At 70.3% G+C, this 2,574-nt stretch carries 2 protein-coding genes; both read left to right on the top strand.

Going from position 1 to position 2,574, the window contains the following annotated elements; all coding sequences use genetic code 11:
• Nucleotides 1–179: 179 nt before the first annotated feature.
• Nucleotides 180–1,901, top strand: coding sequence for a 2-succinyl-5-enolpyruvyl-6-hydroxy-3-cyclohexene-1-carboxylic-acid synthase (menD, locus tag B3T59_RS05305; RefSeq protein WP_051994112.1), 1,722 nt, complete (start codon nt 180–182; stop codon nt 1,899–1,901).
• Between the two features lie 179 nt (nt 1,902–2,080).
• Nucleotides 2,081–2,574 (top strand): DUF3592 domain-containing protein (locus B3T59_RS05300; protein WP_287001645.1); only part of this gene is annotated, 494 nt, incomplete at its 3' end.

Raw genomic sequence — 2,574 nt, 5'->3', positions numbered from 1 at the left:
CGCGGCCGGAGAGTGGTGCGCAGGCGCGGCGTCGAAGTGGGTCGAGCATCGACGAGCCGCACGTCACGTTGATGACGCGCGGCAGAACGTGATCGGTGTAGAAGCCCATTTGCCCACCTTCCGTCGAGCCGGTGGCACGTATCGGTGATCACTTTAGGTGCGGACATAGGCTGGAGCTCATGAATTCCTCGACAGGGTCAGCGACTTTTGCGGCAGAGGGGGACGGGCCGAATCCGTCGACGTTGCAGGCGCGGGTGATCGTCGACGAGATGATCCGCGGGGGTGTGCGGGAGGCCGTGCTGTGTCCGGGGTCGCGCAATGCGCCGCTCGCCTATGCGCTGTATCTGGCGGATCGGGAGGGTCGGCTGCGGCTGCACGTGCGGATCGACGAGCGGTCGGCAGGGTTTCTCGCGTTGGGGTTGGCGGTGTCGTCGAGGCAGCCGGTGCCGATCGTGATGACGAGCGGCACGGCCGTCGCCAACATGGGACCCGCGGTGTTCGAGGCCAATTACGCGCGCGTGCCGCTAATTGTTGTCAGTGCGAATCGGCCGTATGAGCTGCTGGGATCTGGTGCCAACCAGACTGTCGAGCAGTTCGGGATCTTCGGAACGCAGGTGCGGGCGGCGATCAGCATCGGGCTGGCCGAGGAGGGGCTCGACGCCAACAGCCAGTGGCGTTCGGCCGTCGGGCGTGTGCTGGCGTCCGCGCGCGGTGCGCGGACGGGAAACGCCGGGCCGGTGCAGTTCGACATTCCGCTGCGCGAGCCGCTGGTGCCCGACGTCGCGAGTGCGTCCGAGGATCTCGGTGCGTTCTCCGGTCGACCCGGCGGCGTGCCGTGGACGCAGGCGCCGGTGGCCAAGCTCGACGTCCCGCTGCCGATCGATCTCTCGCTGGACACCGTGGTGATCTCGGGGCACGGGTCGGGTGTGCATCCGGAGTTGGCGGGCGTGCCGACCGTCGCCGAGCCGACGGCCCCGCACGCCGCGACGCCGTTACACCCGCTGGCGCTGGGGTCGATCAAGCCGCAGCAGGCGATCATCTGCGGACGTCCGACGCTGCATCGCGGGGTGTCGAGGCTGCTGGCCGACCCGGAGGTGCGCGTCTATGCGCTGACCACAGGGCCCCGCTGGCCGGACGTGTCGGGCAACGTGTATGCGACCGGAACGCGCGCGGATGTCAGCGGCGAGCCGCGCGAGGAGTGGCTCAAGGAGTGCGCGTTTTTAGAGCAGCGAGTGCTGGGGGCGGTGGATTCCGTGCTCGACGAGCCAGGCCCGCCGACCGGGCTGCACGTCGCGCGCGTGGTGAGCGGCGCGTTGTCGGCGGGTGATCAGTTCGTGGTCGGGGCGAGTAATCCGATTCGCGACGTCGCGCTGGCGGGTCGGGTGTCCGAGGGGGTGCGCGTGCTGTCGAACCGCGGCGTCGCGGGGATCGACGGGACCAATTCGACGGCGATCGGGGCTGCGCTGGCCGGGGGCGCGGCGTCGGTCGGTGGGGCTGCACGGACCGTCGCGTTGATGGGCGATCTGACGTTCATCCACGACTCGACCGGGCTGATCATCGGGCCGGGGGAGCCGCGCCCCTCGTCGTTGCGGATCGTCGTGGCGAACGACGATGGCGGTGGGATCTTCGGGCTGCTGGAGCAGGGCGACCCGCGGCTCGACTCCGGCGCGTTGTCGGGGGCGTACGAGCGGGTCTTCGGTACTCCGCACCGCACCGACCTGGCCGCCCTGTGCGCCGGGATGCGGGTGGCGCACCGTCGGGTGTCGCTGGGCGAGCTCGCCGCCGTGCTGGGCGAGGAGCTGCCGGACGACGCAGGGGGCATCGAGGTCGTCGAGGTGGTCACCGACCGCAGCCGACTGCGCGACGTCCACGCCGCCATCGCCGCGCGGGTGTCGGGGTAGGGCCTGGCTTTCGGGCTGGGCCGAGCGGCTTGGGCTGGCTGGCCGAGTGCGCGCAGAAAAGTGCACCCCTGGGGTGGTCGGGGTGTACCGGTACAGGTCGACGGCCCACGGGACGTAGTTTTCTGCGCGGGGAGCCGCGCCCGACGGGGGCGTCGGGCCCGGCGGTTATCCTGGCAGCCATGAATCCGACCATCCTGCGACGTGTGCAGAAGGTGTTGCTCACGCTCGGGATGGTCGTGACCGCGATGTGCCTGGTGCTCATCGTCGCGTGCTTCCGCAACGACGCGGAGATCGAGAAGCACAAGGCCACGGTCACCGCCGACGTCGTATACGCCGACAGGCTGCACGCCAATGCGTACTTCCAGACGCCCGACGGCTCGGTGCACAGTCCGCGGCTCGGACTGCTGTATCCGACGGAGTTGACCGCGGGACAGCGGATACGCGTCGACTACAGCACCGCCAATCCCGACCTCGCCAAACCGACCGGGCGCACCGCGGTGCTCTCGATCGTGCCCGCGGTGTCGGTGGCGGTACTCGGCTGGATCGTCGTGGGGGCGCTGATGCTCGGCGTCGCGGAGTTCTCCCGACGCTGGGGCCGACGCCGCGCCGCCCTGCGCACCGCGCGTGACGAGGCCGACGACGAGGCGGTGGCCAAGCCCGACACCCAGGCGGA

The organism is Gordonia sp. UBA7860, from assembly GCF_002500165.1.
In the GTDB taxonomy this organism is placed as follows: domain Bacteria; phylum Actinomycetota; class Actinomycetes; order Mycobacteriales; family Mycobacteriaceae; genus Gordonia; species Gordonia sputi.
Note: the sequence above shows the minus strand (reverse complement) of the source record. Positions and strands in the feature narration are given on the sequence as shown.